This window comes from Intrasporangium calvum, from assembly GCF_028446585.1.
Lineage (GTDB): Bacteria > Actinomycetota > Actinomycetes > Actinomycetales > Dermatophilaceae > Intrasporangium > Intrasporangium calvum_A.
Genome location: NZ_JAPFQL010000045.1, coordinates 34411 through 42853, shown reverse-complemented (window position 1 = coordinate 42853; position 8443 = coordinate 34411). Strand labels below are relative to the sequence as shown.

Here is an 8443-nt window from a genome sequence, read left to right as displayed (position 1 = left end):
GGGCCCCGCTGGTGACCCAGCTCAGGGTTGCGTCAGCGCTGGCCCTTGCCGTGCTGCCCCGGGGTCAGGTCCAGCCCGACGATCACGGGGTCGTGATCCGAGTTGCGGAACTGGTCGGCGTCGTAGAGGTAGCCGATCTGCGCCGCGGTCTTGAAGTTGGTGTTGTAGTCCAGCACCGACGGCTCATCCGCGTTGACGTGCCACTCGGCCACCCCGGTGACCTGTCGCTCCAGGCTGGCCGTGGCCAGGGCGTGGTCGAGGTAGCCCCACTGGCCGTCGAAGACGTACGAATACGCCTTGTCCCCGCCGAACTTCTTGACGAGGTTGGTGTATCCGGCGTCGCGAAGCGCGGTGATCGGGTCCTCCATGGCGTAGGAGTTGAGGTCGCCCAGGATCAGGACGTCCTTCTCGCTCGTGGCCGTCGGGTCGGTGGCCAGCCAGTCGGCGAGCAGGCCCGCGGAGGTGAGCCGGACGTCGTTGCAGTTGCCCTGCCCGTCGTTCGCTGCCGGCTGGTCGCAGGGGCTGCCCTTGGACTTCAGATGGTTGACCACCGCGACGAAGCTGCCACCGGTGCTCTTCTCGACGAAGGCCTGGGCGAGGGCGGGACGGTTCCGCTCACCGCTGTCGCCTCCCGTGACGAACGCCCGCGTGTTGAGCACCGCGGTGTCGCCCATCGGGACCACGAGGTCGCGCTGGTAGATCGCGCCCACCTTGATCGCATCGGTGCCGAGCGCGTTGGTCTGGCCGGTCCGCTCGTCGACGTCGACGAAGCCCCAGGTGCCGGGCGCGGTCGCCTCGTTGAGCCGGTTCACCAGGTCGGCCAGGGCGCTGTCCGGACCGTAGCCGTCGTTCTCGATCTCGACGACGCCGACGACCGCTGCGTCCATCCCGACGATCGCCGCGACGGTCTTGGCGGCCTGGCGCTCGAACTCGAGCACGTCGTCGGCACCGCGGCAGTCCATCGCGGCACCGCCGACCCCACCCGTGCAGTTGTCCACCCGGTCCGGGATGCCGTCGAAGGTGTTGAAGTAGTTGAGCACGTTCATCCCGGCGACCCGGATGCGTCCGCCCACCTCGGGGACCATCGCGGGGCGCTCGTTGACGGCCTCGAACCGGGCCACCCCACCAAGTGCGTTGACCGGGCGCAGCCGGTAGGCGTTGCCACTGGCGCTGTTGCCGGCCCACGTGTAGGTGAGGACACCTGTGGCGCCGGTGACGGTGTCGCCGCCGCGCAGCGTGTTCGTCGCCGTCAACGGCTCGCCGCCCCGGCCGAAGACGATCGGGTCCGGGTTCTGCGACTGCGACGCGTCGTCGATGATCAGCCTGCGGTTGTTGTTGGCGGCCTGGAGCACGAGCGCCCCGTCGCCGGGTGCGACGACGTTGGTCGGCTGTGGGAGCCGCCCGCCGGACGAGACGACGACCTGGCCGAACCGGCCGAGCTGGAAGTGCTCGGTGACCGTCATCGGCTGGGGAACCGTCACGAGCATGCCCTCGTAGCGCTCGAGGAAGGTCGGGCCGGTCACTGGGAAGCTGACGGCAGTCGGCTCGACAGAGGCGCCCGTGGCGCAGACCACGATGGATGTCGTGTTGGACAGCTGCGTCTGGTCCCGGTAGTCGCTGGCGGACCCCACGACGCGCACGTGGTCGCCGAGGGACACCGTGTCGGCGCCACCATCGAAGACGAAGATGGCGTCGGACGTCGCTGTGTTGCCGTCGCCAGCCGGGTCCTGCAGGTAGAAGCCGCGGATCTGAGGGGACGATCCGCCCTCATGGTCGCCGACGACGACACCTTCTGTTGCCACCAGCCCGGTGATGGCTGCAGTGGGCCCCTCCCCCTGGATCGCGGGGATCGTGGTGAAGGGCTCGCCGCAGTCCGGCGACGTGGGCGGCGGCGGGGGCGGGGCGTCCAGCGAGTGGCTGCCGAGCCCGCCGACGGTGTCACTGGCGAACCCATCCCACTCGATCGACGGGTCGAAGGCGTCGGCGGCGTTCGAGTCGCCGGCCGTCACGGTGTACTTCCGGCGCAGCGTGTTGTTCTCCGTCGACGCGTCGCCGGAACCCCACTGGTAGCCGGGGTCCACGCCGGCCTGGCCGATGCTGTCGATGACGGTGGTGCCCTTGCGCAGGACCACGGCGTCGTCGCCGTTGAACCAGCTGGAGCTGTTCGTCTGGTCGGCCTCGGCGAGGACTGCTGCCGTCGCGGAGCCGTGCGCGAGGACGAAGACGTCACCGTCGGCGACGGTCCCCGTGAGGTTGATCGTCAGGCCGGCGGAGGCGCTGCCGTTGAAGAACACCTGCACGTCGTAGGCGCCGGTCCCGAGATCGATCGGAGCACCGGTGCCGTTGTAGATCTCGAGCGCCTTGTTGTTGCTCGAGCCCTCGATGTACTCACTGATGAACAGTTCCCCCGGTGCCGCCACAGCGTTGGGCGCACCGACCAAGGGCATCAGCCCGACCCCCAGAACCACTGCGGATCCCGCTGCGACTCGGCGTCGGAGATGACGTGTGAGCTGCATTTCTTCCCCTCTCGACGGGCAGGACGTTGCCCGGATTCAGCGACCCTAGTCCTGCCATCCCACGGTGCGGCGGCGAAGGCGCGGCAAACTTCAGGGGCCCGGGGCGTGACCGCCACCGAAACCACCGGCGGAGAGTCCCGCCCACTCGGAAAGGGTCCGCCTCGTCTGGAAGCGGCGTCGCGTCCCGTCGATCGGGTCGTCGAACTCGAGCACTGCAGAGAGCAGCTGGAGCGGCTCGGAGAAGTCGCCGTCCGGGACGTCGCGTTCGACGGGATAGAGCGGGTCGCCGAGGATGGGAATGCCCAATCCCCAGAGCTGGCAGCGCAGCTGGTGCGTCCGCCCGGTCCGCGGCGTCAGCCGGTAGAGCCCGAGACCGTCGGCCTCGGCGACCAGCTCGATCAGGGTCTCGGCGTTCGGCTCGCGTCCGGGCAGCTCCCGCGCCTGATGCCTGCCGTGCTCCTTGACGACGTGCGTGCGGCGCACCAGTGGCAGCGCCAGGTCGGGACGGACCGGCGCGACCGCGAGGTACTCCTTGTGCACGCGCCCGTCGGCGAAGACACCCTGATAGGCACCGCGCCACTGCTGCTCCGTCGTGAACATCAGGACGCCGGCGGTCGGTCGGTCGAGCCGGTGGGCCGGGGTCAGCCGGTCGAGCCCGGTCAGGACGCGCGTGCGCGCGAGCGCCGACTGCACGACGTGCCGCCCGCGCGGCATCGTCGACATGAAGTGCGGCTTGTCGATGACGACGAGGCGCTCGTCCCGGTGCAGGATCTCGATCTCGAAGGGGACCTCGACCTCGACGGGAAGGTCCCGGTGGGTCCAGCAGACCGACCGTGGCACGAACGGCGCATCCGCGGGCACCGGCTGTCCGGACGCGTCGACGAACTCGCCGGCCGCGAGCTTGCGGTCCACCTCGGCTGCCGTCAGGCCCGTGAGCCGCTCGACGAGGTGGTCGCGCAGGGTCTCCCACGGGCCGTCCTGCGGCATCCGGATGCGTTGGGCATCGACGCCGTGCCGAGGCGGCAGCGGCGACGGCGGGATGGCGCCGCGGGCCACCTACGGCTCCGTGACGCGCAGCTCCACCGCGCGTCCGAGGAACTGGCCGTATGCCGCTGAGCTGGCTTCCAGCCCACGCCGCGCTGTCGTGGTGAGCGGGCTGAAGGGCGAGACCTCGACACGGACGCCGCTCGCGCTCTCCTGCCGCTTCCACGTGCCGGCGACCTCGCCGTCGATGACGAGGGTCGGCTGGAAGACCATGTTGCGGCCCGGGACGACTCTGGCGAGGTGCTCGTCCGGCAGCGTGAGGTCTCGGGACCGGTAGCCGAGCAGGAACTCGTCCCACTGCGGAAGAAGGTGGACGCCCGTCGGTCCGGCTGCCCGCCGAGGGACGTCGGCATGGGTCAACCAGGTCTCGCCGTCGAGCTCCTCCCGGAGCACGCGGTCGCCAAGCAGGGCCAGGGCCTCGCGGGCGAGGCCGAGCGGGTGCGCGAGCCAGCCGGCGACGTCCTTCTCGGTCACGGGGCCGTGGCCGCGCAGGTAGCGCTCGACGACGGTCGCCAGACCCTCCTCCCGGGTGGGCTCGCGCGACGCGGGGACCCAGGAGTCGATCAGGACGAAGCTCGGCTGCTTGCCGATCATCGGCCCCTGGCAGAGCAGGCCGGTCATGCAGTGGTGGCCGACCAGGTGGTAGGCCCGCTGCCCGGACGGATCGATCCCCGCGGCCTCCAGCAACGCAATGACGTCGGGTCGCCGCACGGGCTCGGTCAGGTGCTCGGCGAAGACGCCTGCGGCGGTGCCGATCTCGCGCTCGGTGATCGACAGCTGCTCGTAGCGTGCCCGGAGCGACCCGATGACCCGGCCCGCCAGCAGCCGGCTCATCCACCGCGCGTCCTCAGCGGGGACGAAGTGGATGGTGCCCCGCATCGGCCAGGTGCGCACGACCTGCCGCTGCTGCACCGCCTGCTCGATCTCCGCCTTGGTCAGTCCAGAGCGGACGCCCAGGGACCAGACCCCACTCAGGTAGTCCTGGGCCTGGAGGGCCCCGAGCTCCCGGGTGACCGACAGGGCGCTCACCGGCGCCGTCGGGGTGCCGAGCGCGGGAGCCAGGCCCAGCGCGGCCATCCGGGCGCGACGCAGCCGCCTGCGATCTGCAACCTTCACGACGGCACCGAGCCCAGCAGCATACGGACTGCTCTCAGCCGAGGACGGCGGCGCCGAACTGCGCCTTGAGGTCGCCGAAGAGGGCGGACGTCGCGTTGACCCGCAGCGAGTCGTCGAGCGTCATCAGCACCGAACGCCCGGGCTGGGTCAGCTTCACCTGGACCTCGGTCGCACCGGGATGCTCACGGAGGATCTCGCGCAGCCGCTCGGCGCGCGCCGCCGTCACCTGGCCGAGCGGGAGGGTCAGGACGACCGGGCCGCGGGGGCCCTCCTTGATGTCGGGGATGGTCAGCTCCTGCGCGAAGATCGAGATGGAGTCGTCCCGAGCGCTGATCCGCCCCTTGACCGCGCAGACGGTGTCCTGGGCGAGCATCGTCGAGTAGGTCAGGTAGGCAGAGGGGAAGAAGAGGCACTCGATCGCACCGTCGAGGTCCTCGACCGTCGCGATGGCCCAGAGATCACCCTTCTTGGTCCGCTTCAGCTGGAGGCTGGTGATCAGACCGGCGACCGTGACCGGTGTGCCGTCCGGCTTCGGGTCGTCGCCCGTGAGGGACGCGATCGAGGTGTCGGCGTGCGTCTGGAGGATGTGCTCGATGCCGAAGAGCGGGTGGTCCGACACGTAGAGGCCGAGCATCTCGCGCTCGAAGGACAAGAGGGTCGCCTTGTCCCACTCGAGCGTCGGCACCGCGGGGAGGCCGTCGAAGGCGCCCGCTCCCCCGGCCCCCGCCGAGTCGTCGTCCATGCCGAACGAGCCGAAGAGGCTGTCCTGGCCGATGGCCTCCTGCTTCTTCACCTCGACGAGCGCGTCGACGTAGCGCTCGTGCACCTCGACCATGCCCCGCCGGCTCTCGCCGAGCGAGTCGAAGGCGCCCGCCTTGATCAGCGACTCGATGGTCCGCTTGTTGCACACCACGGCCGGCACCTTGGACAGGAAGTCCTTGAACGAGCCGAACGCGCCCTTCTCCTCACGCGCCTTGATGATCGCCTCGACCACCGGGACGCCGACGTTGCGGATCGCGGCCATGCCGAACCGGATGTCGGTGCCGACGGCGGCGAAGTTCGCGACCGACTCGTTGACGTCGGGTGGGAGGACCTTGATGCCCATGTGCCGGCACTCGTTGAGGTAGAGCGCCGACTTGTCCTTGTCGTCGCGCACGCTCGTCAGCAGCGCCGCCATGTACTCGGCCGGGTAGTTGGCCTTGAGGTAGGCCGTCCAGTAGGAGACGAGACCGTACGCCGCCGTGTGGGCCTTGTTGAACGCGTAGTCGGAGAAGGGGACGAGGACACCCCAGAGGGCCGCGACCGACGCCTCGTTGAAGCCGTTGGCCTTCATGCCCTCGGAGAAGGGGATGTACTCGGCGTCGAGCACTTCCTTCTTCTTCTTGCCCATCGCGCGACGGAGCAGATCAGCGTTGCCGAGCGTGTAGCCCGCCAGCTTCTGCGCGATCTCCATCACCTGCTCCTGGTAGATCACGAGGCCGTAGGTCATTCCGAGGATCGGATCGAGAGCCTCGACCATCTCGGGCTGGAGCTTGCCCTTGAGCTGCGGGTCGAGGGGGATGACCTCCTGCTTGCCGTTCTTGCGCAGCGCGAAGTTCGTGTGGGCGTTGACGCCCATCGGCCCCGGCCGGTAGAGCGCGAGGGCGGCCGAGATGTCCTCGAAGTTGTCCGGCTGCATGAGCCGGAGCAGGGCGCGCATGCCGCCACCGTCGAGCTGGAAGACGCCCAGCGTGTCGCCACGCCCCAGCAGCGCGTAGGTCGCCGGGTCCGTCATGTCCTTCGACAGGGCGTCGAGGTCGATGTCCTCGTCGCGGTTGGCCTTGATGTTCTCGATCGCGTCGTCGAGGATCGTCAGGTTGCGCAGCCCGAGGAAGTCCATCTTGACCAGCCCGAGCGACTCACAGCTCGGGTAGTCGAACTGCGTGATGACCTGGCCGTCCTGCAGCCGCTTCATGATCGGGATGACGTCGATGAGCGGCTCGCTCGACATGATCACACCGGCGGCGTGCACGCCCCACTGGCGCTTCAGGCCCTCGAGGCCCTTGGCCGTGTCGACGACCTCCTGGAAGTGCCGCTCGGTCTGCACGAGCGCCCGGAAGTCGCCACCCTCGTTGTAGCGCTTGTGCTCGGGGTTGTAGATCTCGGCGAGGGGCACACCCTTGCCCATGACGTCCGGCGGCATCGCCTTGGTCAGCTGCTCCCCGACGCTGAACGGGTGACCCATGACCCGAGCGGCGTCCTTGACGGCCTGCTTGGCCTTGATCGTGCCGTAGGTGACGATCTGGGCGACCCGCTCCGAGCCGTACTTCTCCGTGACGTACTTGATCACCTCACCCCGCCGGCGCTCGTCGAAGTCGACGTCGAAGTCGGGCATCGACATGCGCTCGGGGTTGAGGAACCGCTCGAAGATGAGGCCGTGCGGGATCGGGTCGAGGTCGGTGATGCCCATCGCGTAGGCACACATCGAGCCGGCGCCGGACCCACGCCCCGGACCGACGCGGATCCCGTTGCGCTTGGCCCAGTTGATGAAGTCGGCGACGACGAGGAAGTACCCGGAGTACCCCTTGGAGACGATGACGTCCTCCTCGAAGGCCGCCTGCTTGCGCGCGTAGTCGGGCACGCCCTCGGGGAAGCGGCGCTGGAGGCCCGTCTCGACCTCCTTGATGAACCACGACGTCTCGTCCTCACCATCGGGCACGGGGAAGCGCGGCATGTAGCGACCCTCACCCTCGGTGAAGGAGACCTCGCACCGCTCCGCGATCAGGAGTGTGTTGTCGCACGCCTCCGGCAGCTCGCGCCAGAGGTGGCGCATCTCCTGGGCCGACTTGAGGTAGAAGTCGTCGGCGTCGAACTTGAACCGGTTGGGGTCCATCAGGGTCGAGCCGGACTGGACGCAGAGCAGGGCCGCGTGGGCCTTGGCGTCCTCGGCCCGGGTGTAGTGCAGGTCGTTCGTGGCGACGAGCGGCAGCTTGAGGTCTCGGGCGAGGCGGATGAGGTCGCGCTGCGTCCGCCGCTCGATCTCGAGGCCGTGGTCCATCAGCTCGACGTAGACGTTGTCGGCGCCGAAGATGTCGCGCAGCTCGCCGGCGACCTCGCGCGCCTCGTCGTACATCCCGAAGCGCAGCTTGGTCTGGATCTCGCTCGACGGGCAGCCCGTCGTGACGATGAGCCCCTTGCCGTAGGTCGAGAGCAGCTCCCGGTCGATGCGCGGCCACTTCGTGTAGACCTGGTCGAGGCTCGCGATCGAGCTCATCCGGAAGAGGTTGTGCATCCCTTCGTTGTTCTCGGCGAGCATCGTCATGTGCGTGTAGGCACCGCTGCCCGAGACGTCGTCGCGGCCGCCGTCGCCCCAGCTGACCTTCGTCCGGTCGGTCCGGTGCGTGCCGGGCGTGATGTAGGCCTCGACCCCGATGATCGGCTTGACGCCGGTGCCCTTGGCCTTCTTCCAGAACTCGTAGGCACCGAAGACGTAGCCGTGGTCGGTCGTCGCCAGCGCCGGCATCCCCATCCGGGCCGCCTCCGAGAAGAGGTCCCCGATCCGGGCCGCTCCGTCGAGCATCGAGTACTCCGTGTGCACGTGCAGGTGCACGAAGTTCTGGTCTGGTCTCGGAGCGGATTGGGTCGACATCGGGGTCGAGTCTAGGCCGCTCCGAGGACACTCCTCGGCGTGTCGGCTCGGGTGTCCCCGACCGTGTCGCGGGAGCCGTGCCATGCCCTGCTCCACCCCGTATGCCGCTGGGCTCGCTCCCCCGCCTCCGCTCGCCACC

The 8443-nt window shown here is 69.3% G+C and carries 4 protein-coding genes; all 4 read right to left on the bottom strand.

The features are described 5' to 3' along the window. Positions 1–32: 32 nt before the first annotated feature. Positions 33–2447 (bottom strand): ExeM/NucH family extracellular endonuclease, encoded by a 2415-nt coding sequence (locus OO014_RS11490; RefSeq protein WP_272462457.1) that lies wholly within the window; start codon positions 2445–2447, stop codon positions 33–35. A 159-nt stretch (positions 2448–2606) separates the two neighbouring features. After that, on the bottom strand, positions 2607–3572 hold the full coding sequence (locus tag OO014_RS11485; RefSeq protein ID WP_272462456.1) for a pseudouridine synthase: 966 nt from the start codon (positions 3570–3572) through the stop codon (positions 2607–2609). Continuing rightward, on the bottom strand, positions 3573–4676 hold the full coding sequence (locus tag OO014_RS11480) for a winged helix DNA-binding domain-containing protein (RefSeq protein WP_272462455.1): 1104 nt from the start codon (positions 4674–4676) through the stop codon (positions 3573–3575). A 34-nt stretch (positions 4677–4710) separates the two neighbouring features. Next, positions 4711–8304, bottom strand: a complete 3594-nt coding sequence (dnaE, locus tag OO014_RS11475) for a DNA polymerase III subunit alpha (RefSeq protein ID WP_272462454.1) — start codon at positions 8302–8304, stop codon at positions 4711–4713. Positions 8305–8443 lie beyond the last annotated feature (139 nt).

Excerpts from the sequence above, each read along its gene's own strand:
- OO014_RS11490 (WP_272462457.1), bottom strand. The coding sequence starts at position 2,447 with ATGCCCTTGGTCGGTGCGCCCAACGCTGTGGCGGCACCGGGGGAACTG.
- dnaE (WP_272462454.1), bottom strand. The coding sequence starts at position 8,304 with ATGTCGACCCAATCCGCTCCGAGACCAGACCAGAACTTCGTGCACCTG.